The 26,162-nt window shown below is 44.3% G+C and carries 20 protein-coding genes; 13 read left to right on the forward strand and 7 right to left on the reverse strand.

What is annotated here, in order from left to right; all coding sequences use genetic code 11:
• Positions 1-112: 112 nt before the first annotated feature.
• The 3 genes from ACHUFI_RS07135 (at position 113) to ACHUFI_RS07145 (ending at position 3,703) form a co-directional block, all read left to right on the forward strand.
• Positions 113-1,783 (forward strand): SulP family inorganic anion transporter, encoded by a 1,671-nt coding sequence (locus ACHUFI_RS07135; protein WP_394247648.1) that lies wholly within the window; start codon positions 113-115, stop codon positions 1,781-1,783.
• Positions 1,784-2,013: 230 nt separating this feature from the next.
• On the forward strand, positions 2,014-2,931 hold the full coding sequence (locus ACHUFI_RS07140) for an ABC transporter ATP-binding protein (RefSeq protein WP_394247649.1): 918 nt from the start codon (positions 2,014-2,016) through the stop codon (positions 2,929-2,931).
• A gap of 1 nt (position 2,932) precedes the next feature.
• A complete protein-coding gene (locus ACHUFI_RS07145; protein ID WP_394247650.1) occupies positions 2,933-3,703 on the forward strand; it encodes an ABC transporter permease in 771 nt (256 codons plus the stop codon).
• A gap of 64 nt (positions 3,704-3,767) precedes the next feature.
• Here the strand turns inward: ACHUFI_RS07145 and panC are convergent, their stop codons facing one another.
• From panC to sfsA, 7 genes are all read right to left on the reverse strand, one after another.
• Complete coding sequence (gene panC / locus ACHUFI_RS07150) at positions 3,768-4,658, reverse strand: pantoate--beta-alanine ligase (protein ID WP_394247651.1); 891 nt, start codon at positions 4,656-4,658, stop codon at positions 3,768-3,770.
• Between the two features lie 8 nt (positions 4,659-4,666).
• The gene (gene panB / locus ACHUFI_RS07155) at positions 4,667-5,461 is read right to left on the reverse strand and encodes a 3-methyl-2-oxobutanoate hydroxymethyltransferase (RefSeq protein ID WP_394247652.1); all 795 of its coding nucleotides are present in this window, start codon (positions 5,459-5,461) and stop codon (positions 4,667-4,669) included.
• A 22-nt stretch (positions 5,462-5,483) separates the two neighbouring features.
• On the reverse strand, positions 5,484-5,969 hold the full coding sequence (gene folK, locus ACHUFI_RS07160) for a 2-amino-4-hydroxy-6-hydroxymethyldihydropteridine diphosphokinase (protein WP_394247654.1): 486 nt from the start codon (positions 5,967-5,969) through the stop codon (positions 5,484-5,486).
• The gene (pcnB, locus tag ACHUFI_RS07165; protein ID WP_394247656.1) at positions 5,966-7,321 is read right to left on the reverse strand and encodes a polynucleotide adenylyltransferase PcnB; all 1,356 of its coding nucleotides are present in this window, start codon (positions 7,319-7,321) and stop codon (positions 5,966-5,968) included. The genes folK and pcnB overlap by 4 nt, the downstream gene beginning before the upstream one ends.
• 86 nt (positions 7,322-7,407) lie before the next feature.
• A complete protein-coding gene (gluQRS, locus tag ACHUFI_RS07170) occupies positions 7,408-8,298 on the reverse strand; it encodes a tRNA glutamyl-Q(34) synthetase GluQRS (RefSeq protein ID WP_394247658.1) in 891 nt (296 codons plus the stop codon).
• A 108-nt stretch (positions 8,299-8,406) separates the two neighbouring features.
• Positions 8,407-8,853, reverse strand: a complete 447-nt coding sequence (dksA, locus tag ACHUFI_RS07175) for an RNA polymerase-binding protein DksA (protein WP_137355419.1) — start codon at positions 8,851-8,853, stop codon at positions 8,407-8,409.
• Between the two features lie 135 nt (positions 8,854-8,988).
• Positions 8,989-9,705 (reverse strand): DNA/RNA nuclease SfsA, encoded by a 717-nt coding sequence (gene sfsA, locus ACHUFI_RS07180; RefSeq protein ID WP_394247660.1) that lies wholly within the window; start codon positions 9,703-9,705, stop codon positions 8,989-8,991.
• Between the two features lie 82 nt (positions 9,706-9,787).
• Here sfsA and hrpB point away from each other — a divergent pair, with 82 nt between their 5' ends.
• The 10 genes from hrpB to ACHUFI_RS07230 all read left to right on the forward strand — a co-directional run bounded on the left by hrpB (position 9,788) and on the right by ACHUFI_RS07230 (position 26,119).
• Entirely contained in the window at positions 9,788-12,226 is a 2,439-nt protein-coding gene (gene hrpB / locus ACHUFI_RS07185; RefSeq protein ID WP_394248084.1) for an ATP-dependent helicase HrpB, read from the forward strand.
• The gene (gene mrcB, locus ACHUFI_RS07190; RefSeq protein ID WP_394247662.1) at positions 12,226-14,628 is read left to right on the forward strand and encodes a penicillin-binding protein 1B; all 2,403 of its coding nucleotides are present in this window, start codon (positions 12,226-12,228) and stop codon (positions 14,626-14,628) included. The genes hrpB and mrcB overlap by 1 nt, the downstream gene beginning before the upstream one ends.
• Positions 14,629-14,666: 38 nt before the next feature.
• Positions 14,667-17,006, forward strand: a complete 2,340-nt coding sequence (locus tag ACHUFI_RS07195) for a patatin-like phospholipase family protein (protein ID WP_394247664.1) — start codon at positions 14,667-14,669, stop codon at positions 17,004-17,006.
• 278 nt (positions 17,007-17,284) lie between these two features.
• A complete protein-coding gene (acnB, locus tag ACHUFI_RS07200) occupies positions 17,285-19,873 on the forward strand; it encodes a bifunctional aconitate hydratase 2/2-methylisocitrate dehydratase (RefSeq protein WP_394247666.1) in 2,589 nt (862 codons plus the stop codon).
• 146 nt (positions 19,874-20,019) lie between these two features.
• The gene (locus ACHUFI_RS07205; protein WP_394247668.1) at positions 20,020-20,388 is read left to right on the forward strand and encodes a YacL family protein; all 369 of its coding nucleotides are present in this window, start codon (positions 20,020-20,022) and stop codon (positions 20,386-20,388) included.
• A 212-nt stretch (positions 20,389-20,600) separates the two neighbouring features.
• Positions 20,601-20,939, forward strand: a complete 339-nt coding sequence (locus ACHUFI_RS07210; protein ID WP_394247670.1) for a P-II family nitrogen regulator — start codon at positions 20,601-20,603, stop codon at positions 20,937-20,939.
• 26 nt (positions 20,940-20,965) lie between these two features.
• Positions 20,966-22,195: an ammonium transporter gene (locus ACHUFI_RS07215; RefSeq protein WP_394247672.1), complete on the forward strand. Its 1,230-nt coding sequence runs from the start codon at positions 20,966-20,968 to the stop codon at positions 22,193-22,195.
• Positions 22,196-22,347: 152 nt separating this feature from the next.
• Positions 22,348-23,364 (forward strand): Fe(3+) ABC transporter substrate-binding protein, encoded by a 1,017-nt coding sequence (locus tag ACHUFI_RS07220; RefSeq protein ID WP_394247674.1) that lies wholly within the window; start codon positions 22,348-22,350, stop codon positions 23,362-23,364.
• 101 nt (positions 23,365-23,465) lie between these two features.
• Complete coding sequence (locus tag ACHUFI_RS07225; RefSeq protein ID WP_394247676.1) at positions 23,466-25,091, forward strand: ABC transporter permease; 1,626 nt, start codon at positions 23,466-23,468, stop codon at positions 25,089-25,091.
• On the forward strand, positions 25,091-26,119 hold the full coding sequence (locus tag ACHUFI_RS07230; protein WP_394247678.1) for an ABC transporter ATP-binding protein: 1,029 nt from the start codon (positions 25,091-25,093) through the stop codon (positions 26,117-26,119). The genes ACHUFI_RS07225 and ACHUFI_RS07230 overlap by 1 nt, the downstream gene beginning before the upstream one ends.
• Positions 26,120-26,162 lie beyond the last annotated feature (43 nt).

Below are 26,162 nucleotides of genomic sequence, written 5' to 3' on the forward strand. Positions count from 1 at the left end.
GCAGCCTAGCCTAAAGTAAGATGTCGTTTTTGCACCTCACTCAGTTTGAACTCTGGGTGATTGAACGTATGTTTAGCGTTTAAGGTGCTCATAGTTAGCAGGGAGTCGCACTGTGTTCGCTAGTCGTTTTGAAGACATGAATCTCAAAGGAGATCTGTTTGGTGGCGTGACCACCGCTATTATCTCTTTACCTTTAGCGCTTGCCTTTGGTGTTGCATCTGGTGCGGGCGCAGAAGCGGGCCTTTGGGGCGCCATTATGGTGGGTCTATTTGCCTCGCTGTTTGGTGGCTCAAACACTTTAATCTCGGAACCGACCGGTCCGATGACGGTGATCATGACCGCGGTATTGACCAGCATGATGGCCAAATACCCTGAAACGGGCATGGCAATGACCTTCACAGTGGTCATGATGGCCGGGGCATTCCAGATCCTTCTTGGTACATTGAAGTTAGGAAAATACGTAACTTTGATGCCATATAGCGTGATATCGGGCTTTATGTCGGGTATTGGTGTTATTCTTATCATTCTCCAGCTCTCACCATTACTTGGCCATGCTGCTCCTGCTGGTGGGGTGATGGGAACCCTTTCTGCACTGCCTGATACCGTCGCAAACATGAAGTTCAGCGAGCTATTTTTAGGTCTGCTAACCCTTGGTATCTTGTTCTTCTTCCCTAAACGTTATCGAAAGTATGTGCCGGCTCAACTGGTGGCATTGGTGGCGGTGACACTACTTTCCGTTATCGTTTTTGATACTGATGCGATACGCCGAATCGGTGAGATCCCTGCGGGATTGCCGTCTTTAGTTGTCCCGCATATTGATGCTTCGATGTTCACTGAGATGGTGATTGATGCATTAGTGCTGGGTACGCTGGGTTGTATTGATACGCTTTTGACTGCGGTAATCGGCGATTCGTTAACACGTAAAGAGCACGATTCAGATAAAGAACTGCGCGGACAAGGTCTCGCGAATATGATTTCAGGTTTGTTTGGTGCTCTACCGGGCGCGGGTGCAACAATGGGAACGGTAACCAATATTCAGGTTGGCGCTCGCTCTCCAATGTCGGGCGTGATTCGTGCATTGATGTTAGCGCTGGTCGTTCTGGTGGCGGGTGGACTGACTGAACCGATTCCAATGGCGGTACTGGCGGGTATTGCGGTCTATGTTGGTTTTAACATTCTTGACTGGAGTTTTATTCAGCGCGCTCATAAAGTCAGCTTTGCGGGTATGGCGATCATGTATGGTGTGATGCTACTGACTGTGTTTGTTGATTTGATTGTTGCGGTTGGCCTTGGTGTCTTCATCTCTAATATTATTATTATTGAACGCTTGAGCCGTGAACAAGCACGGCAGGTGAAGGCGATCAGTGATGCCGATGAAGATGACGTGCCACTCAGTGACAGTGAACGTGGTTTGCTTGATATGGCCAACGGCAAAGTGCTGTTTTTCTACCTGTCAGGCCCAATGATCTTCAGTGTCTCTAAGGCGATCTCTCGCCAGCACACTAGTATTTCAGACTATGAAGTGATGATTCTTGATTTAACTGATGTTCCCATGATCGATGTAACGGTAGGTCTTGCGCTAGAGAATGCGATTAAAGATGCCCTTGATGCGGAGTGTGAAGTTTACCTGCTGTGTCCAAATGAGAACACGCGACAACAGCTAGAAAAATTCCACGTGATTGATTTAGTTCCAGAGTCAAATGTATACCGATTCAGATACGAAGCCCTCAATGCCGCGAAATCTTATGTGGAAAGAGACGAGCATCAATTCCAATCCATTTAATTTTCCTCACTGACCTAAACCGCCGCTAACTCTCAGATTTAGCGGCGGTTTTGTATTTTGTGCGTATATAAGTAAAAAATAATTCCAACTTAGTGGAAATGAATGTTTGTCTTAATCGTTTTTCGACGATAGACTTGTTGCCAAAGTAATCATACTGATTGAGTGGTGCTTCCGACTCATTAGCGAGTAGGCTGGCACGACAATAACTATAAAAATGGCATTGTCGCTTTATGTACGCATTAGAAATAGAACAGTTAAGAAAAACCTATGCTGGTGGCTTTGAGGCGCTAAAAGGCATCAGCTTACAAGTTAAGAAAGGCGATTTTTACGCTTTACTTGGGCCAAATGGTGCAGGGAAGTCGACCACTATCGGGGTCATTTCCTCTCTTGTGAATAAGACCTCTGGTCAGGTAAAAGTATTTGGACACAATATTGATAAAGAATTAGAACTGGCGAAGCAGAACCTTGGCTTAGTTCCTCAAGAGTTCAACTTTAATCAGTTTGAAACCGTTGAACAAATCGTGTTACAGCAAGCCGGTTATTATGGGGTTCAGAAGCAATTAGCTAAAGAAAGGGCTCAAAAGTATCTAACTAAGCTCGATCTGTGGGAAAAGCGTAATGAACGTGCTCGTAACCTTTCTGGAGGGATGAAACGACGCTTAATGATCGCTCGTGCGTTAATGCACGAACCTCAGTTGTTGATCTTAGATGAACCGACGGCGGGTGTTGATATTGAACTACGCCGCTCAATGTGGGAATTCCTACAAGAAATCAACTCAGAGCAAGGTATTACTATCATTTTAACCACTCACTACCTTGAAGAAGCTGAAATGCTTTGTCGCAATATCGGCATTATCAATAAAGGTGAGTTAATTGAAAATACTACCATGAAAGACCTACTCGGTAAGTTACATGTTGAGACTTTCATTTTGGATCTAGAGGAAGGCGCATCAGAGCCTAAGTTGGATGGTGTGAATAGTCAGGTGATGGTGAATGGCTCATTGGAGATCGAAATTGATAAAACTCTCGGCTTGAACTCAATTTTTAGTCAGCTAACAGAGCAAGGCATTAAAGTGCTGTCGATGCGTAACAAAGCGAATCGACTCGAAGAGCTGTTTGTCAGCATTGTTAGAGAGGGGAGTAAATAAGATGTATAGCCTATATTGGACTGCTTTCTGTAGCCTATTGACCAAAGAGGTAAATCGTTTTACTCGAATTTGGGTACAAACTTTGGTGCCACCTGCGATTACCATGACGCTCTACTTCATTATTTTCGGCAGCTTGATTGGTTCTCGAATCGGTGAAATGAACGGCTTTAGCTATATGGAATATATCGTTCCCGGTTTGATCATGATGTCGGTGATTACCAACTCTTATTCTAATGTCGCATCATCCTTCTTTAGCGCGAAATTCCAAAAGAATATTGAAGAGCTACTTGTCGCGCCTGTACCTAATTACGTAATCATCGCAGGCTTTGTGATGGGAGGCGTTGTCCGTGGGTTATTGGTTGGTACGATAGTGACATTTGTTTCGCTGTTCTTTGTGGATCTGCAAGTTGAACATTGGGGAGTGATTATCGCGACTGTGTTCTTAACGTCAGTAGTATTTGCGTTAGGTGGGCTAATTAACGCTGTATTTGCACGCACATTCGACGATATCTCTATCATACCAACCTTCGTACTTACTCCATTAACGTACCTTGGTGGAGTATTCTATTCAATTAGTCTACTTCCAGAGTTCTGGCAGGGTGTGTCTAAACTGAATCCAATTGTCTACATGGTAAATGCGTTTCGATATGGTTTTTTAGGCGTATCAGATGTTGGGATTGTAACTTCGTTTAGCGTGCTAGGAGTCTTTATCCTTGGCTTGTATGCGATTGCTCATTACCTAGTGACTAAAGGGATTGGCTTGAGAAGCTAACTTCGATAGAAAAATAAAAGGTCGACATTGTGTCGACCTTTTTTATGTGTGAGCGTAAGAAAAACTATTCAGCAGCTTCTTCTTTCACTTCCTCTTTTGTTTCCACTGCAAGCTCTAACACTTGATTATCGATAAGACGAGTCTTACCAAGGAAGGCTGACATCAGAATCACAGCTTGGGTTGTGTCAGATGTAATAGATTGAAGAGTTCTAGCATCACAAATGAAGATTTCGTCTGGCTGCAAGTCGGCTGCACGAAGTTGATCTGTAGCGTCTTCAATAACAGAAGAGTAGTCGTCTCTACCACCGCGAATTGCACTGCTAATCCAGCGCATAGTACGAGCTAAGACAGGAGCACGCTGACGCTCGTCAATGGTTAAGTTACCATTGCGAGAGCTCATTGCTAAACCGTCCATTTCACGGACTGTCGGTACACCAACAATGTCGATATCTAGTGCTAAATCCAGCGTCATTTGGCGGATCACAGCTAGCTGTTGAAAATCTTTTTCACCAAAACAGGCAAAATCAGGCTGAACAATGTTGAATAATTTGGCCACAATTGTCGCAACACCACGGAAGTGACCCGGACGAGATGCGCCTTCAAGCATGTGTGATAAACCAGGTACTTCAACGAAAGTCTGTTTATCCAAGCCATCTGGGTACATGATTTCTGGTGTTGGGGTAAACACCAACTCAACGCCTTCACCTGTTAGCTTGCTTAAATCGGCTTCTAAGGTGCGAGGGTAATTGTTGAGATCATCCGCTCGGTCAAACTGCATCGGGTTGACGAAGATACTCACAACCACTATATCAGCAAGTTCACGAGCTTTGCGTACCAACGTAAGGTGACCTTCATGTAGGTTCCCCATGGTTGGAACAAACGCAACACTACGACCATCACGCTTGAACTGCTTTATTTGCTCACGAAGAGCGGCTATTTCAGCGAAAGTTTGCATGGAAACCCCTAAGCAATCGTATGAGCATCATCAGGGAAGACTGCGTTTTCAACGTCTTCCTTGTATTTAGCTACCGCTTTACGCATGTCACCTGTTTCCGCTAAGAAGTTCTTAGAGAATTTAGGCATGTAGTTCGCTGAGATACCGAACATATCGTGCATTACTAGAATTTGACCATCAGTCACGTTGCCAGCACCAATACCGATAACCGGTACGTGACAGGCTTCTGTGATGCGTTTAGCTAAAGAAGCAGGCACACATTCTAATAATACGATTTGAGCACCTGCGTCTTGTAGCGCTAGTGCATCAGCAACCATTTTATCTGCTTGCTCATCTTCACGCCCTTGTACTTTGTAGCCACCGAAGATATTCACTGATTGAGGTGTTAACCCTAAGTGTGCACAAACAGGTACAGCACGTTCAGTCAACATTTTTACGGTATCAACTAACCAGCTACCGCCTTCGATTTTCACCATGTTTGCGCCGGCGCGAACAAGAGTAGCTGCGTTTTCACAGGCTTGCTCAGGCGTGGCATAACTCATGAAAGGCATATCAGCCATTAACAAGCAATTAGGGCTACCTGCACGAACACTGCGCGTATGGTAAGCAATGTCGTCAACGGTTACAGGTAGAGTGTCTGTTTGACCTTGCAAAACCATACCTAGAGAATCACCAACCAGTAGTACCGGCATTTCTTGGCTTTCGAACAGCTGAGCAAAACTTGCATCATAAGCGGTTGAGGTAGCGAATTTACGGCCTTCACGTTTGCATTTGATAAGGTCGTTAATGGTTACTTTTTTCATTAGTTTTCCTTGCTAGGTTTGGCTATTGTTGCCAAACATTGAGCCCATTTTTATCTACTATGTTGAGTAGTTCAGTGAGCTCAGTCCCGTCTGGGAGTTGTAAACTTGGTGCGATTTCTGCGAGCGGGTAGAGTACAAACTCTCGTTCTTTCATTCCGTAGTGTGGAACGATTAGACGCTCGGAATCGATCACCTCATTGCCGTATAAAATGATATCAAGATCTAATGTTCTTGGACCCCAACGTTCATCTTTACGGACACGCCCTTGTTCTAATTCAATAGCTTGAGTGCAATCGAGTAGTTCAAGAGGCGTTAATTCGGTTCTGATTTCAACCACCGCGTTGATGTAATCAGGCTGGTTTTGAGGCCCCATCGGTGTGCTGCTGTATAGTTGAGATGCCGCAACAAACTCTGACTTAGGGAGCCCTTTGAGGGTTTCTATAGCGAGATTCGCTTGGCTAACAGGGTCGGCAAGATTACTGCCGACTGCTATATAGGCTGAAATCATTGTGAAGACTTCGCTTTTTTATTTCGGTAAGTCTTGCGGCGACGGTGAGATTTCGAAGAACCACCACCGACGTCTGCGGCCATTGCTTGACGCATATTACGACCCGCTGATTGGAAGGTTGCCCACCATTTTGCTAGTTCTTGCGTTTCGCCACCTTCAACTTCACCTCGCATTTCTAAGAAGTCGAAACCTGCGCGGAACTTATTGAGCTCCATTAGGCGGAATGCTCGTTTACCATTACGACGCGGTAAACGCAGTTGCAATTGCCAAATTTCACGTATGGTAGCCGTATGGCGGCGAGGGATCGCAATTGATTTTACTTGCTGATCTAAGATGACGTTACTTGCTTCCATTATCGCATCGTAATGCGCAATGCCTAGTTCATCGACTAACTTATCGGCAAGCTTGTTCAGTGGGTACCAAAGAATCGCTGCAAACATAAAGGCTGGGTTGATGCGCTTGCCATCTTCAATTCGAAGATCGGTGGAATCTAGCACCAAATCCAGCATCTTCTCTGTTTCTGATGAATAATCTTCTGTGAAGTGCTCAGCTATGGCTGGGAACATTTGTTGGAATAGGTTGTATTCACGCATCAGGTGATAGGTTTCTAAACCATGACCTGATTGCAGTAGCTTTAAAGACTCTTCAAAAAGTCGAGCAGCAGGAATGTCTTTTAGAAGGTGTGCGAGAAGCTCTATTGGATCGGCGGTATCTTCTTCGATATCAAAGTCCAATTTGGCGGCAAAGCGCATTGCTCGTAGCATACGTACCGGGTCTTCACGGTAACGAGTTTCAGGATCGCCAATCAAACGAATTAAGCGGTCTTCTAAATCTTCAACGCCACCAGCGTAATCGTGAATGCTGTAATCACCAATGTTGTAATACATTGCATTGATGGTGAAATCGCGACGTTCGGCGTCTTCATCTACGCTGCCATATACATTGTCGCGCAGTAGCATTCCTTCTTTAGATTGCGCCGATACATTTTTTGCAGGCTCTTGGTGATGCCCTCGAAATGTAGCGACTTCAATAATGTCTCGACCAAACATTATGTGCGCGAGGCGGAAACGGCGACCAATTAGACGGCAGTTTCTGAAAAGGTGTTTAATTTGCTCTGGCGTTGCATTGGTAGCGATATCAAAATCTTTAGGCTGAGAGCCCAGTAAAATATCACGTACACCACCACCAACTAAAAATGCGTCAAAACCCGCACCGTGCAGTCGGTAAAGCACTTTTAGTGCATTATCGCTGATCTGCTTGCGTGAAATATTGTGCTCTTGTCGAGTGTAAATATTCAGAGCTAAATCGAGGAAGCCACGTTGTTCGCTTGGGGTATTGTCGTTTGTATTCATTAGTTTATAGCAAAGTTGGTATCGCCAACTTTGATTTTCTCTAGTCCAAAGTGGTATTGCAGAGTTCATTTGCGGCTAATAATAGCTTAGCAAGAGCCGTTTGAGAATATAGGAGTGATCGACAACTCGCTTGGTAATTGCGAATATTGCCAATTTTCGCAACCCCACCGCAGAATATCGTCTATCGATGACGAAGTAATATCTGATGGTATATGGAATCCTAAAAACGTCATCGCCTGTAATAATGTGGGGACGGGATTCTGATTATCAATTGCTGTGGCGTGATTTTGCTTAGATAGCTTGTTTCCGGTTTCATCCGTTGCTAAGGGAAGATGCAAGTAACTCACTTCATGTTGTCCTAGCATCTTGTACAGGCTAATTTGTCGACCTGTAGGCTCAACCAAATCTGCCCCTCTGACGACTTCGGTAATGCCTTGTGCAATATCATCAATCACTACTGCTAAGTTGTATGCGAATAAGCCATCTCTGCGTTTGATGATGAAGTCTTCATCTGCAAGGGCTTTAGGAATCGTGATGTTACCATGGCGTATGTCTTCGAATTGATAGACTGGGTATTGCATGGAAAGCCTAACCGCGCTGTTTTTAGCGTCATTAATCTGTTTATGTCGGCAAGTGCCTAGGTAGAAGCCGCCGGCTTCTTTGATTTGCTTTCGGGTGCATTGGCAGTAATACGCTTGACCTTCTTCAAGCCATTGCTCGATTTGAGCTTGGTAGAGTTCATGGCGCTGGCTTTGATATACAACCGCCTCATCCCAATATAGGTGATAAGCCTCTAATGTTTCTAAAATGAGTTTGGCAGCGCCTTCCATTTCTCTTGGGGGATCGAGATCTTCCATACGAACGAGCCATTTTCCTTGGTTTGATTTCGCTTGAAAGTAGCTACCTAGTGCAGCAACTAATGAACCAAAGTGTAATGGACCGGATGGCGAAGGGGCAAAGCGACCAATGTAACTCATGATTGAAAGCCTAATACCTGATTAACGAGTGGGTTGTTTCCCTATTTTAGGGCAGGGAACAAACAAAAAAGGGAGCAAGTGCTCCCTTTCTTTCAAAATGACAAAGGATTAACCCTGCATTTGTTTCTCTTTGATTTCTGCAAGTGTTTTACAGTCAATACAAAGGTCAGCAGTTGGACGAGCTTCAAGGCGACGTATGCCAATCTCGATACCGCAAGAATCACAGAAGCCAAAATCGTCTTCTTCGATTTTATCTAGCGTCTTTTCGATTTTCTTGATCAAACGACGTTCGCGGTCACGGTTACGTAGCTCTAAGCTGAACTCTTCTTCTTGAGAAGCACGGTCAACTGGATCTGGGAAATTTGCAGCTTCGTCCTGCATGTGGTGAACAGTACGATCAACTTCTTCCCTGAGCTGGTTGCGCCAAGCTTCTAAAATTTTTGTAAAATGTTCCGTTTGCTCAGGTGACATGTACTCTTCACCCGGCTTTTCTTGATACGGTTCAACACCTGCGATGGCTAGGATGCCTAGCGCTTTTTTCTTAGATTCTGGCATACAGCATCTCCTATTTACACCTAGTCAACTGCTTAGCAGCTAATTTTAAGGCGGGTATCTATAGCAGAAAGATTTGGTGCTGGCAAATACTCAATAACAATCTTGTTGCCATTGTGAACATGTCATCATTTTTATCTAGTTACTGATAAATTCAACAGCATGAACAAGTTTGATTTCAGTATCGCTAAGCTCTGCTTTGTAACAGAGCACTTCAACTCCAGCGTCTTGTGCTTGTTTTAGTAATAATGAATATTTGGCGTCTATATGGTGTGCCGCTGAGACTTTTTCAATACCTGAATGTAAAACAGTGAATAAAAGTACTGCTCTGCTTCCAGAATTGGCCATTTCTGTGAGTTCACGCAAATGCTTTTGGCCTCGAATGGTTACTGTATCAGGGAAGTAGCCTTGTCCGGCGTCCTCTTCATCTAGTAACGTCACACTTTTCACTTCTATATAGCAATCAGGCTTATTTTCGTCTTTGAGAAAAACGTCAATGCGACTATTTTCACTGCCGTATTTTACTTCAGTTCGCAACTCTTCATACCCTAAGAGTTCTACTATAGTCCCATTTTCAATCGCTTCCACTGCTAATTGGTTTGCTCGCGCAGTATTTATGCAAATTTGGTGACCCGCCGCTGATTGTGAGATCTCCCAACTGTTTGGGTACTTTCGTTTAGGGTTGTCAGAAGTGGAGTACCACACAGTATTACCTGGGGTTGCACACCCTGTCATTGCGCCCGTATTAGCACAATGAATCGTTCGTACACTGCCATCGGCAAGTTCTATGTCGGTAAGAAACCGCTTATAACGTTTGATTAGTGTGGCTGACTCTAAAGGTGGATCGAAGTGCATTTTATTACTGTTTTTATGTACAATGGTTGCAACATTACACCATAAGGCTTTTCCATTGTCACAATTGCCGATAGAAGCTGTGATGCCAGAACTACTGACTGGCGTTGCGAATTATTCCCAGCTTATTCTTAAAGCTGCGCCGGGCGCAGGTAAGTCGACTTATTTTCCTCTTCAATTAGTAAAAGAAAATCTCTTTGAAGGGAAAATGATAATGCTCGAGCCTAGGCGTCTGGCTGCTCGGAATATTGCTCGTTATCTAGCAAGCCAATTGGGTGAATCGGTTGGTGATACCATTGGTTATCGGGTTCGTGGTGAAACCAAAGTTAGTACCAATACCAAATTGGAGGTTGTGACTGAAGGGATTATGACTCGCATGATACAGTCTGATCCTGAGCTCAATGGCGTTGACCTACTGATATTTGATGAATTTCACGAGCGGAGTATTCATGCGGATACGGCTTTGGCATTCAGTCTAGAAATTCAAGAAGCGCTGCGAGATGACCTGAAAATAGTCGTGATGTCGGCAACGTTAGAGCAAAATGCATTGCAGAGCCTGTTACCCGATGCGCTGTATGTTGAGTCGCAAGGGCGATCTTTTCCAGTTGAATTTTCCTATCAACCACTTGCTCCCAATGAATACCTAGTGTCGAAAATGACACGCCAGATAGAGTTTCTAATGCAGACTCAATCCGGTTCGTTATTGGCTTTTTTACCAGGTGTTGCAGCGATTAAACAGGTGGAGCAACAACTATCGGACTTAGGTTCTGAAGTGGATGTTTGCCCTTTGTATGGACAGCTCAACTTTTCTCAGCAACAAAAAGCAATCTCTCCTTCGCAAAAAGGCCGCCGAAAAGTAGTGCTGGCGACAAATATTGCAGAAACGTCTCTGACAATTGAAGGCATTCGGATGGTGGTAGATTCCGGATTAGAGCGTGTCGCTAAGTTTGATTTGAAGACGGGAATCACCAAATTAGAGCAAGTGAAAATTGCTCAATCGTCTGCAGAGCAACGCGCTGGTCGTGCGGGTCGATTGGAGGCGGGCTTGTGCGTTCGTCTTTATAGTGAATCTCAACTTCAGCAGCAGCCTAGTGTGCCAGAACCGGAAATTCTTCATTCTGATTTGTCTTCCTTGGCGTCTGAATTGGCTCAGTGGGGAGCGGCTTCCCCAGATGAATTGCGATGGTTAGATGTTCCTCCGCTAGTCGCAATGCAACAGGCACAACAACTTCTTGAACAACTGGATGTTTTAGATACTCACCACCGATTAACTGCGTTAGGGAAGCAGGCGCAAGCGCTTGGTTTAGAGCCTCGTATAGGCAGTATGTTATCGAAAGCTAAAACGCATAGTGATGGACTGTTATCGGCAGCTATTGTCGCTTCCGCTTTACTTGAAGAACCAGAAAGAAACGTTACCGATCTTCAACATTCGCTGCACCGTCTCAAGCAGGGGAGCCATAGTAAACAATCAGTTTTAGTCAGCCGAGTTAATCAATTAGCTAAGAAGTTGCAGAGTAAGGTTGTGCTTAGCAAGGTCGATGAATTTGACTTACCGTTGGCACTGAGCTTGGCATTTCCCGATAGAGTGGCACAGTCTCGAAACGTTGGCAGCGGTAAATTCTTGCTCGCGAATGGGCATGGCGCAGAATTACGAGAAGACGAAGCGTTAACTTCTAGTGAATATATCATCGCTATTGACCTCATGCGGACCAGCAGTAATGCGAGCCAAATATTTGTTGCTGTGTCAATCAGTATTGGTGAACTTGAGCAAGCGTTCCCCGAGCTCTTTGATGAATCTGATTATATTGATTGGGATGAAAAGCGCGGGCGTCTCATTGCTGAAAGGCGCACCCAATTAGGGGAGTTGATCGTACAAAAGGAATCTCTTCCTGAGCCTGATAAAACTCAGGTTAGCCAAGCGCTATTGAGTTATGTGCGCAGAAAGGGATTAAGCGTTCTCAATTGGAACGAACCAGCGCAACGACTCATTGAGCGAATTCGCTGCGCTATCGATTGGTTACCAGAAAAAGAATGGCCAGCGATGGATGAACAAAGCCTATGTGATGAGCTTGATGAATGGCTGCTGCCGTATATGAGTGAAGTTAAATCAGTAAAAGGGCTAACGAATGTGTCAGTTGAGCAAGCACTATTAGCCCGACTAGGTTGGCCACTTAATCAAGAAATTGATGAATGGTTACCAACTCACTACACCATGCCTACCGGGAATCGCAAAGCAATTCGATATCAACATAATGCGGAACCTGTGATATCTGTAAGAATGCAAGAGGTGTACGGAGAGCAAGATTCGCCCCTGATTGCTTTAGGCAGAAAGAAAGTGGTGCTTGAATTACTTTCTCCCGCTCAGCGCCCATTGCAAATCACTCAAGATCTTGCGTGCTTTTGGGCTGGGGCTTATAAGGAAGTTCAGAAAGAGATGAAGGGGCGTTATCCTAAGCATCCTTGGCCGGATGACCCCGCTAACCATGAAGCTACAACCAAAACCAAACGACAGTTGAACCGATAATGAGCAAGACTTTAACGGCTAAGAAAACGCCACCTAAAAAAGCACCCGTAAAAAAAACGACGACTAAATCGGCTGCTAAACCGAAAAAACCTAAAGCATCAAGAAAGCCTAAATCTTCGACTAAGAAAAAAGCCAATAAGCCGCGCGGTTGGCTGAAAACGTTATGGGGAATCGGATGGAAGTCGGCGCTGGCTGTTGCGGCAATTTTGCTTTTTATTGGTATTTATTTAGATACCGCCGTCAAGCAACGCTTTGAAGGTCAATTATTTGATCTACCAACTGTGGTTTATGCGCGAGTACTACACCTTTCCCCTGGTGATCCAGTTAGTTTGGCTCAAATTCGAAATGAACTAGATGTACTGAATTATCGAAAGGTTCGCTCACCTCGTCATCCCGGAGAATACTCCTCCTCATCGACCAAAATAGAGCTCATTCGCCGCCCATTTGAGTTTGTTGATGGCCCAGAGCCAGACAGACATATCATGCTTCACTTTAGTGATAATCAGCTGCAACGGATTCAATCTTTAGAAAGCGATGGGGACATGGGCTATCTAAGAATTGAACCTAAGATGCTTGGAATGTTGGAAAAGTCGACCGATCAGCAGCGGTTATTCTTGAAGCGAGAGCAGTTCCCTGAAGTCATGGTGGACGCGTTGCTGGTGACAGAAGATCGCGATTTCTACCAACATGATGGCGTTTCTCCATTGGCGATTGCTAGAGCGATGGTTGTTAACGTTAAAGCCGGAAGAACAGTTCAAGGGGGGAGTACACTCACCCAGCAGTTAGCGAAAAACTTATTTCTTTCTAGTGAGCGAACATTGTGGCGTAAAGTTCGAGAAGCTTATATTGCACTGATTCTTGATTATCGATACAGCAAAGACAGGATCTTAGAAGCCTACTTGAATGAAGTGTACTTAGGGCAGAGTGGTGGACAAGCGATCCATGGCTTTGGATTGGCATCGCGATTTTATTTCGGTCAACCTATCCAAGAGCTCAGAATTGATCAACTGGCACTGTTAGTTGGGATGGTAAAGGGCCCTTCATATTATAACCCTGTTCGTTTCCCTGAACGTGCGAAAAAGCGTCGTGACTTGGTGTTACGCCTGATGATGCAGCAAGATATCTTATCTGCGGACCAGTTTAATGAAGCGGCAAGTCGTGGATTGGATATTCAGGAACACCCTAAAATTGCTAGCCGTCAGCCAGCGTATTTCCAACAGGTGAGTAATGAACTGAATAAATATGTTGGAGACAGATTCCAATCTCAGAAAGGACTAAGAGTCTTCACTTCACTCGATCCTGTCTCTCAGGATAAGTTAGAGAAATCGATCGCAGCCAAAGTTCCTGTGTTTGCTAAAACATCAGGTAAACAATTGGAAGGTGCGGCGATAGCGGTTGATCGAAATACTGGTGAAATTCGTGCAATGGTTGGAGGTAAGCGGACTGGGTATGACGGGTTCAATCGTGTTCTTAATGCAAGTCGTCCGATTGGTTCCTTGGTAAAACCGGCTGTTTATTTGACAGCGTTACAGCACCCAGAAAAGTATACGCTTGCGACGACCCTTATGGATTCGCCATTAAGTATGAAGGGCAGTAAAGGGAGTGTGTGGAGCCCACGCAATTTCGATCGTAAGTTTCGAGGTGAGGTGCCTTTGTATGTGGCACTTTCCAAGTCATACAATGTACCCACTGTGCGTTTAGGGATGCAGTTAGGCATAAAAGAAGTATCCAATACGTTGGAGAGACTAGGTGTCGATAAAAATGAAATTCGTCCTGTGCCGTCTATGTTTTTAGGGGCGTTTTCTCTGACGCCTTTCCAAGTGGCGCAAATGTACCAAACCTTAACCAATTCAGGTAAAAAAGCGCCGTTATCGGCATTGCGCTCAGTGGTGGATTTGGACGGGAATGTGATCTATCAGTCGATTCCAAGAGTTTCCCAATCCGTAGATGAGCAAGCAGCTTGGCTGACCACTTACGCAATGAAAAAAGGCGTCTCTGAGGGAACCGGGCACTTCTTACAGAGCCAATTCTCTTGGGCGGCCCTAGCTGGTAAAACGGGGACAAGTAATGACAGTCGCGATAGTTGGTTTGTAGGGGTTGATGGACGTGAAGTAACCACTATCTGGTTAGGTAGAGATGACAACAAGCCTACGCATTTAACAGGCTCTAGTGGTGCATTGCGAGTGTACTCTGAATACCTGAAACAGAGGATCCCAGAACGATTGATCTTGCCGTGGCCGACAGGGATTGCGACCGCGAAATTCAACAGGCAAGCCAATGGCGAATTAGATTTTGATTGTAATGGGCAGTTCCAGCTTCCGGTTTGGGATGAACGTGGCGAGATAAAACAAGGTTGTGAAAGTCAGCCAAAACAGTGGCTTAAAAAGCTTTTTCAGTGGTAAAGTCAATTAGATTAGTAATTTACAAGGATTGAAATTCAATGGCGGTATCTCGTTGGATCAATGGTTTTGCTAGGGTTTTAAGCTTAATCGTTAGTGTAAATGTGTTTGCGAGTAATGAGGTTAAGCAAACTGTTCAGGAAGAACAGAACTCAGCCAAAATCGAGCGCCCTAAAGTTGCCGTTGTTTTAGCGGGCGGTGGCGCAAAGGGCGCAGCCCATATTGGGGTCCTGAAAGCACTTGAAGAAATGCAAATTCCCGTCGATTACATTACGGGGACCAGTATGGGATCTTATGTCGGAGGGCTTTATGCCACAGGCATGAGTGCTGATGAGATAGAGAGCTTTATCTACACCATTGATTGGAATAGTGGCTACCGTGATCGAGTGAACCGCAGTGATCGAAGGGTTCGTGATAAAGAATACGAAGATCGCTATCAACTGACTACGGATCTTGGACTACGCTGGGGAGAAGTTCGTGCTCCTAAAGGTGTGGTTCAGGGCCAAAACATGTTACGCATCCTGCGCGAAACAACAGGCAACTTATCTCCGTTAAAGTCCTTTGATCAACTTGCGATCCCTTATCGCTCAGTGGCAACAGACATTATTGAACTAGAAGAAGTAGTTATTGATAACGGTTATCTTGTGGATGCCATGATGGCGAGCATGTCGGTACCTGGCGCGCTTCCTCCTTATGAACATGACGGACAAATGCTGGTGGATGGCGGTGTGGTCAATAATATGCCGGTTGATGTCGCTCGCTCGATGGGGGCTGACATTGTTATCGCGGTCGATATTAGCACCGACTACAAAAACGAAGAAGATTTCACGACATTTTTGACCGTCGCCGATCAACTCTCCAATTACTTAGTACGCCGTAGTACACAGAAGCAAGCTCAAACCCTAACTGAGGAAGATGTTTTTCTACGCCCTGATGTAGGAACGATGGAAACAACAGAGTTCGATAAAATGCCGGAAGCATATAAGGCTGGCTACTCGGTCGCGCAACAATTCAAATCCGAACTTTCAGAGTTATCATTATCCAATGCAGACTACCAACGTTATATCGACAGCAAGCAAGATGCTCGTAAGCAGTTAAAGCATGGTGATAACACGGTTGTCGATCACATCGTGATCAACAATAACACTCATTATTCAGACACGTTGCTAGAAAATCGTTTGAATTTAGAGTCAGGGAAGGTAATAAAAACCAGCGAGATTGAATCGAAAGTTCAAGATCTTTACGCTCTTGACCGTTTTGAATTGATTACGTATGAATTTAAAGAGCATGACGGTGAAGATCATCTCGTAGTGGATGTGAACGAAAAATCTTGGGGGCCAAATTACCTGAATTTTCGTTTCTTCTTAGAGGATGATTTCGCGACTGACAGCCAGTATTCGTTAGGCCTGTCTGCCAACTTTACCGACATCAACGCACACGGTGCCGAGCTAAGAACCAATTTAGAAATGGGGACAGATAAACGTATAGAAGCTGAACTGTTTTCGCCGTTTTTCTCAAGCCAAAAATTGTTTACTTCTGCTTCTCTGATTTACACCAACCAAAAGCGCAATTTACCAGCGAGTTTTGATGAAATTGAAGAACCGTCTCTTGATGTAACCAAAGATTACTTACCTATGACTTATATCGAGTACGTCGGTGAGTGGGCCTTGGGGTATCAACCCACTTTATGGCAAGAGCTGAAATTTGGCGCGCGTTATACCGATGGGGAAGTTGAGGTTTCATCGCTACCGTCTTTAGGTAATGGCGGTTATAACCGATTAGGTGGCTTTGTAAGCTACCGGCTCGATACGTTAGATAATTTTAGTTTGCCGACGGAAGGTTATTTCGTTGACTTAGAGTATTTGGTTTCTCACGACGAATTTGATAGTGACTCAGAAATTGATAGTTCCGGAATTTCCTCTAATACCGATACTGTCTATGAGATATCTGCAAACTTAATGGCTGCTAAAAGCTATAAAAGACATACTTTAGTCGCAAAATTTGACTATGGCGTTGTAGAAAGTAAAAACTCAGCATTTCCTATTGATCCCAAAGAGCTCGGTGGATTCTTGAATCTATCAGGGGTACCAAGGAATAGCTTAATAGGTCAGAACTTAGCGTACAGCAGTTTGGTTTATCGCTACAAATGGTTCGACAATGACTTTGGACTGTTTGAATCGCCGTTTTACATAGGCGCATCACTGGAGCATGGTGGTGTATGGTCGGATAACGACCTGAAGTTTAATGAAGCGCCGATGTATACCGCCGGCTCGATCTTTGCGGGGGTAGATTCACCTATTGGTCCGATTATTCTTGCATACGGCAAGACAGAAGATAATTTCGATTCCGTGTACCTAATCATTGGTACATCTTACAAATAATCAGCAGTTTGGTAGCAAATCGAACGAATAAATAGCCAAAAATGTTAGAACTTTAGTCTTAAGTTGCTATGTTGGTCAAAATGATAAGATTTTAATTTATCGTTAAATTTGCTATTCTGCGTCCCACAGTTTGGCCTCTCTGGCGCTACTCATTCTATTAATGAATTAGCTTAAATAGCTGCATTGGCAACGGAGAGCCAAGTTTCCAAGGATGTTCACTCCATGATGTTTAATAAATAGTTATGACAATGGAGGAACCGCAATGAGAGGAAAAAGTCGTGCTTGAAGCCTACCGTAAACACGTCGAAGAGCGTGCTGCCGAAGGAGTTGTTCCAAAACCACTAGACGCCGAGCAGGTAGCTGGCCTAGTTGAACTTCTAAAGAACCCACCTCAAGGTGAAGAAGAGTTTATTCTTGACCTACTAGAAAACCGCATTCCCCCTGGTGTTGATGAAGCTGCTTACGTAAAAGCGGGCTTTTTGACTGCTATCACGAAAGGTGAAGTAGAGTCATCACTAGTTAGCCGTGCTAAAGCAGCTGAGCTATTAGGCACAATGCAAGGTGGTTACAACATCGAATCTCTAGTATCTCTACTAGAAGATACTGAGCTTGCCCCAATCGCCGTTAAAGCACTTTCTCATACTCTACTAATGTTCGACGCATTCTATGATGTAGAAGAGAAAGCTAAAGCAGGTAATGTTTCAGCACAACAAGTTCTTCAATCGTGGGCTGATGCTGATTGGTTCACATCAAAAGAAAAAGTTGCGGAAAAAATCACCGTAAAAGTATTCAAAGTTACTGGTGAAACGAACACCGATGACTTATCTCCAGCACCTGATGCATGGTCACGTCCTGATATTCCGGTACACGCGAAAGCGATGCTTAAAATGGAGCGTGATGGCATTAATCCTGATGATGCAGGTAATGTTGGTCCGATTAAACAAATCGAAGATCTACAAAAAGATGGCATTCCACTAGCGTATGTTGGAGATGTTGTTGGTACGGGTTCTTCACGTAAATCTGCGACTAACTCAGTGCTTTGGTTCATGGGTGAAGACATCCCATTCGTACCAAACAAACGTACTGGCGGCGTGTGTTTAGGCGGTAAGATCGCTCCTATCTTCTACAACACGATGGAAGATTCAGGTGCACTGCCGATTGAGCTGAACGTACAAGACATGAATATGGGCGATGTGATTGATATCTTCCCGTATGAAGGTGTTGTTCGCAAAGAAGATGCTGAAATCTCTAGCTTTGAGCTGAGCAAAGTGCTTCTTGATGAAGTACGTGCTGGTGGCCGTATTCCACTTATCATCGGCCGCGGCTTAACAAGCCGTGCTCGAGCTTCTCTTGGTCTAGAAGAAACCGATCTGTTTGCTAAGCCAATCGATCCATCTGCATCTGATAAGGGCTACACGCTAGCTCAGAAGATGGTTGGTAAAGCATGTGGTGTTGAAGGTGTTCGCGCGGGTCAATACTGCGAGCCTAAAATGACAACAGTAGGTTCTCAAGATACTACTGGCCCTATGACGCGTGATGAGCTTAAAGATCTTGCTTGTCTAGGTTTCTCTGCTGATCTTGTGATGCAGTCTTTCTGTCACACATCGGCTTACCCGAAACCAGTGGATGTAAACACGCACCACACGCTACCAGACTTCATCATGAACCGTGCCGGTGTTTCACTGCGTCCAGGTGATGGTGTTATCCACTCATGGCTAAACCGTATGCTTCTTCCTGATACTGTCGGTACGGGTGGTGACTCGCATACTCGTTTCCCTCTAGGTATCTCATTCCCTGCGGGCTCAGGCCTAGTAGCATTCGCGGCAGCAACAGGTGTTATGCCTCTTGATATGCCAGAATCTATCTTGGTTCGCTTTAAAGGTGAAATGCAGCCGGGTATCACGCTACGTGACCTAGTACATGCGATTCCTCTATACGGCATCAAGCAAGGTCTACTAACGGTTGAGAAGGCAGGTAAGATCAACGAATTCTCTGGTCGTGTACTAGAAATTGAAGGTGTTGAACACCTATCTGTTGAGCAAGCATTTGAACTTTCTGATGCTTCAGCTGAGCGTTCTGCTGCTGGCTGTACAGTGAAGCTATCTGAAGAGTCTATCTCTGAATACCTAAACTCGAACATCGTTATGCTTAAGTGGATGATCGCTGAAGGTTACGGTGATGTTCGTACGATTGAACGTCGTATCACAGCAATGGAAGAGTGGTTAGCGAGCCCAGAGTTGCTATCTGCTGATTCTGATGCTGAATACGCTCACGTTATCGAGATTGATCTAGCTGATATTGACCAGCCAATTCTATGTGCACCAAACGATCCTGATGACGCTCGTCTTCTTTCTGACGTTCAAGGCACAGAGATTCAAGAAGTGTTCATCGGTTCTTGTATGACAAATATTGGCCACTTCCGTGCTGCAGGTAAGATGCTAGAAGAGTACAACGGTTCTCTAAGCACTCGCCTATGGGTTGCGCCACCAACTAAGATGGATAAAGACCAGCTAACGGAAGAAGGTTACTACGGTATCTTTGGCCGTGCAGGGGTTCGTATTGAAACTCCGGGTTGTTCACTATGTATGGGTAACCAAGCTCGAGTAGCAGACAAAGCAACAGTAATGTCTACTTCGACACGTAACTTCCCGAACCGTTTAGGTACAGGTGCTAACGTTTATCTGGCTTCTGCTGAATTGTCAGCTGTAGGTGCAATCCTTGGTCGTATCCCAACGAAAGAAGAGTACCTAGAGTACGCTCAGAAGATTGATGCATCAGCTGCGGATACGTACCGTTATCTGAACTTCCATAAAATGGGTCAGTACACCGAGAAAGCTGATACGGTTATCTTCCAAGAGCCAGCATAAGCACTTTGGATGATTATCTAAGTTAATAGCTTTAATTGATAAAAAGCCACTGATGTTATTCAGTGGCTTTTTCTTTTTTGGACTATGCAAAACCTAGAGATAACTCTTATACTCGCGCCAGATTTGAAGAAATAGTAATTAAAGCGATGGAATTTGAATTCACTAGAAACACGTTAATGGGCGAATACTATGTTAAGTGTAGTATGGGCCATGAGATTATTGGACGTTGGCTTCAGGAAGAGATAGGCAAAGACAAAACTAAGATTGAACAAGTAAGAGCAATCATCAATCAGGCTAGAACGAATATGAGCCAAGAGCTGACTTTATTGGGAAAAGAGATCAGCCTATCCATCAACTCGGATGAAGTGACGGTCCAAGAAAACGTTCTCGGCCATGATGTGGAGATGGATGAAAGCAGTGAGTTTGATTTTTATAATTGCGAGAGTACGGCAGATTGTGGGATTGATGACTTTGATTTGCTGATCGAACAGTGGGTTGAATTTTTGGGTTACTAAACGAATTGTTTCGTTTTTGCTCTGTTATGGAGCAAGACAATGATGACGCTTTAATTTAGTGAAAAGGCTGCACCTATATGGTGCGGCCTTTTTGTTTTTTATGATGTGGAAATGGATATTTTCTTTTTAATCAATGTGTTAGTTAATTGGCATGCTACTTGATTGTAATGTAAGTGTTAACGGATTACAGCGTGCAGCTTAGAGGAAATGCTATGAAACTTATTAACGCCATTGTTAAACCATTTAAATTAGACGACGTTCGTGAAGCCCTAGCGGATGTAGGTATTGAAGGTATGACCGTATCGGAAGTGAAAGGTTTTGGCCGTCAAAAAGGTCACACAGAACTTTATCGTGGAGCGGAATACCAAGTCGATTTTCTGCCAAAAGTAAAACTAGAAATTGCAACGCAAGCAGAGAATGTTGACCGTGTAGTTGAAGCGATTACAAAAGCTGCACATACAGGAAAAATTGGTGACGGTAAGATTTTCGTATACGACATGAGCCAAGCGGTTCGTATTCGTACTGGCGAAATGGATGCTGAAGCACTTTAAGAATTAATGGATTAGGAGATATTGATATGGAACTTTCAGCAACAGTAACGGAATTACGTTACGCACTAGACACTTTTTTCTTCCTCATTTCAGGTGCGTTAGTAATGTGGATGGCAGCAGGTTTTGCCATGCTTGAGGCCGGACTAGTACGTTCAAAAAACACAACTGAAATTTTAACTAAGAACATCTGCCTTTACGCTATCGCTTGTACTATGTACCTGATTGTTGGCTATAACATCATGTATGTCGATAACGGTGAAGGTGGCTGGTTGCCTTCTATTGGGGCGTTGATTGGTACTCAGGGGGAAGGTGCAGATCACTCTTTAGAATCCGATTTCTTCTTCCAAGTGGTATTTGTAGCCACAGCGATGTCGGTCGTTTCAGGTGCGGTAGCTGAACGTATGAAGTTATGGTCATTCCTAATTTTCTCAGTCGTTCTTACGGGCTTCATTTACCCAATGGAAGGTTACTGGACATGGGGCGGTGGTTTCCTATCAGAGGCTGGATTTAGTGACTTTGCTGGTTCAGGTATTGTTCATATGGCTGGTGCAGCAGCAGCGTTGGCTGGAGTACTACTACTAGGTGCTCGTAAAGGTAAATATGGTAAAAATGGTGAGATCTACCCAATTCCAGGTTCAAACATGCCGTTGGCGACGTTAGGTACATTTATTCTGTGGTTTGGCTGGTTTGGATTTAACGGTGGTTCTCAGCTAATGGTTTCTGATTTTGAAAACGCGACAGCAGTGGGTCAAATCTTCCTAAATACCAATGCAGCGGCGGCCGCTGGCGCAATTGCAGCTCTATTCGTATGTAAAACGACTTGGGGTAAAGCTGACCTTACTATGGTGTTAAATGGTGCGTTAGCTGGCTTGGTTGCAATTACGGCAGACCCTCTATCTCCATCTCCGCTGTATGCTGTATCTATCGGCGCGGTTGCGGGTGCACTTGTCGTCTTCAGCATCATTGGATTAGACAAAATCAAGATTGATGATCCAGTGGGTGCTATCTCTGTACACGGTGTATGTGGTTTCTTTGGCTTAATGGTAGTGCCACTAAGCAACGGTGATGCAACGTTTGGCGCTCAACTACTAGGTGCTGCGATAATTTTTGCTTGGGTATTCGGTGCTAGCTTAGTGGTTTGGGCTGTATTGAAAGCAACGATGGGTATTCGTGTCAGTGAAGATGAAGAACTTGAAGGCATGGATATGCACGATTGTGGTGTTGGCGCATACCCAGAGTTTGTGACTGTAAAGTAATAGTGTGAAGTAATAAACAGTTACAAAATAATGAGTTAAAAACCTGCCTTATTAGGCAGGTTTTTTTGTCCATGATCATTGTAATTACGTTATTGATGAATATAATAACGCAACTGATAGACATTATCATTTCGATATAAAGGACTTTACCCATGAAAAAACTGCTAACTCTTTCAGCATTAGCTTGTAGCGTTATTGCACCAACAGCTGCAATCGCTGCTGAAGAAGTAAACGTATACTCTTACCGTCAGCCTTTCCTTGTTGAGCCAATGTTCAACGAATTCACTAAAGAAACTGGCATCAAAGTAAACGTTAAGTTTGCTAAAAAGGGTCTAGCAGAAAAGTTAGCTCAAGAAGGTGAATACAGCCCTGCGGATGTTATCTTAACAGTAGATATCAGCCGTCTAGCTGAGCTAACTAACAAAGGTCTAGTTCAAGCGGTTGATAGCAAAATCATTGAAGCTAACGTACCAGCTCAATACCAAGACACTGAAAACGAGTGGTTTGCTCTAACTACACGTACTCGTTCTGTTTACTCTTCACGTGACCGTGTTGGTAAGCTAGGTGAAGAATTCAACTACGCTGATTTAGCTAAGCCAGAATTCAAAGGCAAAATCTGTACTCGTAGCGGTAAGCACCCATACAACGTTTCTCTAGTTTCTTCTATGATTGCTCATAAAGGCGAAGCTGAAACTAAAGAATGGTTAGAAGGCGTTAAAGCTAACCTAGCTCGTAAGCCTCAAGGTAATGACCGTGCTCAAGTTAAAGCAATTAAAGAAGGCCTATGTGACGTTTCTCTAGGTAACAGCTACTACCTAGGTAAGATGGTTAATGACGAGAAGCAAAAAGCTTGGGCTGATGCGGTTTACATTAACTTCCCTAACCAAGCAACAACTGGTACTCACGTAAACATCTCTGGTATGGCGATGGCGAAGTACTCTCCAAACAAAGAGAATGCTGTGAAGCTTATGGAGTTCTTGACTGGTGACGTAGCACAAAGCATGTATGCAGAAGTGAACTACGAGTACCCAGTGAAAGAAGGCGTTAAGCGTTCTGACCTAGTGGCTTCTTGGGGTGACTTCAAATCAGATACTGTTTCTCTAGATGAAATTGCAGAGCATCACGCTGCTGCAATCAAACTTCTAGACGAAGTGAAATTTGACCTTTAATCGAATCTAGGGGTATAACTGTACCCCTGTTTTTTAAAGGGATATGAGATGTATTTGCAAAAGCATTTATATTTCATACAGCCTTGTTGTAAATTAGGCTAATGAAAGAAAAAAACTATCTACTAAAAACCAGTAGTTTAAGCTTTGCTTTGCTGCTGGTTTTGCCGATCTTAGCGATCTTCTATACCGCGGTTGGCGAAACAGACGAAGTATTCAGTCACTTAATGTCGACTGTGATGCCTACTTATACCTATAACACTATCGTTCTTGTCTTCGGTGTTATGGTGCTCTCTCTCATTTTTGGTATTCCAAGCGCTTGGTTTATGGCGATGTGCCGCCTTCCTAGCGAAAAATGGCTGCAGTGGGCGCTCGTACTGCCGCTCGCCATGCCTGGCTACATTATTGGTTACATTTTTACGGATTGGTTTGATTTTGCCGGGCCAATTCAAGTATGGCTGAGAAGTGTGACTGGCTGGGGACCAGGCGAATACTGGTTTCCTGATATTCGAACTTTATCTGGTGCTATCTTTGTTTTGTCATTAGTACTCTACCCATATGTTTACCTACTATGTCGTGCCGCTTTTATGGAGCAGAATGTCTCACTGCTTCAATCTGCAAGGCTGCTTAAGTGTTCTCCGTGGGAAAGTTTTCGACGCATTTCATTACCGCTTGTTCGTCCATCTATGGCTGTCGGCTTGTCGCTGGTGGCGATGGAGACTATTGGTGATTTTGGTACGGTAAGCTACTTTGCGGTGAATACGCTGACAACGGCAGTGTACGATACCTGGCTTGGCTATTCGAATTTAACCGCTGCGGCTAAGATTTCTGCGCTAATGTTAGTGATAGTCATCTTACTGCTGAGCGCAGAGCGTTATAGTCGACGTAAGCAGAAGTTATTTCAAAGTCAGTTTTCTAGCCATGAAGATTTCCGTTATGAGCTAGAAGGTTGGAAGAAGTGGTTTGCTCTGACATGGTGCTGGGGACTCGTTGCGGTCGCATTTATTTTCCCATTGTTGCAGCTATGTTTGTATTCCTATCATTACTTTGCTCAAAGTTGGACGGCAGAGTTTAGAGAGTATGCTCTGAATAGTTTGTTCGTTTCTTTGGCAGCTGCTGTAATCGGTGTATTTGTGGCTTTGACGGTGAACTTTTATCACCGAGTAAGCCCAAGTAAACACAGTGTGAGCTTTATGCGTTTATCTTCGATGGGCTACGCTGTACCAGGTACTGTGCTTGCTATTGGAGTGATGGTGCCAGTGATCACCATGGATCATGTCGTAAATGATGTGGCGAAAATGATGGATTGGGGGCGACCTGGGCTTATTTTCTCAGGTTCGATGTTTGCGCTGATTTTCGCGTTGGTTGTACGTTTCTCTGCGGTTGCGATTGGCAGTATTGAAAGTAGCCTAAGCAAGGTGTCACCATCACTGGATATGGCATCGAAAACCATGGGGTGCAATACCAATCAAATGTTGAAACGCATACATTTCCCGTTGATTAAACGTGGTGCACTAATTGCGGCATTACTTGTGTTTATAGAATCAATGAAAGAATTAAACGCGGCACTTCTACTGCGTCCATTTAATTTCGAAACCTTAGCGACTTATGTTTATAACTATGCGTCGGATGAGCATTTAGAATTAGCGGCAATGCCCGCTGTACTTTTGGTTCTAGTTGGCTTGATTCCTTTGGTTATTGTTAACCGTTCTTTGGAGCAAAAACACTGATGAGTTGTGCACTTTCCATTAAAAATTTGACCTGTAAATATGAATCTCAAACGGTTTTAGAGTCTCTCTCTCTTGAGGTTGCACACGGTGAAATTGTTTGTCTTTTAGGGGCAAGTGGCTGTGGTAAAACAACCTTGTTGAAAGCCGTAGCAGGATTGTTGCCTTTGAGTAGTGGGGTAATGAACCTAAATTGCCAAACGATTGATGACGGCCACAATTGGTTACCCCCTGAAAAACGTAATATTGGAATGATTTTCCAAGATTACGCTCTGTTTCCTCATTTGACGGTTTATGAAAATGTCGCCTTTGGACTGCGTGGGCTTTCGGATGCGGAGAAGCGTGATAAAGTCAGTGAAATGCTCGAATTGGTCCATCTAGGTGGCTTTGGTGATCGTTACCCTCACCAACTTTCTGGTGGGCAGCAACAACGAGTCGCTATCGCTCGTTCCCTTGCTTACAAACCAGATTTACTGTTACTAGATGAACCGTTTTCAAATATTGATACGCAAGTTCGTCATGAACTAATCGCTGAAATTAGAAAGATTTTTAAGAAGCAGGGCGTTACTGCCATCTTTGTGACACATAGCCGTGAAGAAGCGTTCGCGTTTTCAGATAAGATGGCGGTCATGAACCATGGTGTGATTGAGCAATATGGTTCGGCATCTGAACTTTATTATCACCCTTCGAGCAAGTTTGTTGCAGACTTTTTAGGAGGCGGTAGCTACTTAAAAGCGAAGCGCCTTTCGCCGCAAGAATTTGAGACAGATCTCGGTGTTATTGAGGCGAAACCTCAAACTGATATCGAATTGGACTCTGACTGCGAGCTATTGCTACGCCCTCAGCACATTCAAGTGAGTGCGGGGGAAGAAAGCACTATTTCAGTGCTAGAGCAGCAGTTCATGGGGGATCATTGTCGCTATGTGATCGAAGCAAATGGTCAGAAGCTGCTTGCAACTTCCTCTGAAGCTTTAGAGGTAGGTCAGCTGGTAGCGGTTAAAGTGGATACCAACGGGGTATTGGCATTTTAATGTTATAAAAAAGCCCAGTACCTATTTGATACTGGGCAAGCGT

Origin of the sequence: Vibrio profundi (assembly GCF_043642225.1) — a bacterium.
Taxonomy (GTDB): Bacteria; Pseudomonadota; Gammaproteobacteria; order Enterobacterales; family Vibrionaceae; genus Vibrio; species Vibrio profundi_A.